1 protein-coding gene is annotated in these 275 nt (G+C 64.4%); it reads right to left on the bottom strand.

All coding sequences use genetic code 11. The annotated features are described in order from the left end of the window. Nucleotides 1–275: LysR substrate-binding domain-containing protein (locus tag SB786_RS36185; RefSeq protein ID WP_410731570.1), on the bottom strand; the 275-nt coding region annotated here is incomplete at both ends.

Genomic DNA, 275 nt, shown 5'->3' with positions numbered 1-275 from the left:
ACCGCGTCGCTGCAGGTATTCGCGAGAAGCGAAAAGCCCGCTGTTCCAGCGCGCCAGCCGGCGCACAACCAGCTCGGGGTTATCCGGCTTATGTGTACGCACAGCGATATCGGCCTCGCGCTGGCTGAGGTTGAGCATCTGCGTCGAAGCGTGCAGTTGCACTTCGATACCCGGGTGGTCGAGGCGCAGGCGGGCAATCGCCGGGATGATGAAGTCGAGGGCGAAGGAATCGGTGGTGGTGACCCGCACTGCGCCGCTCAGGCGCTCATCCATGC

The sequence above is a fragment of the Burkholderia sp. SIMBA_062 genome (assembly GCF_046534765.1).
Lineage (GTDB): Bacteria > Pseudomonadota > Gammaproteobacteria > Burkholderiales > Burkholderiaceae > Burkholderia > Burkholderia ambifaria.
This window is presented reverse-complemented; position numbering and strand designations above follow the sequence as displayed.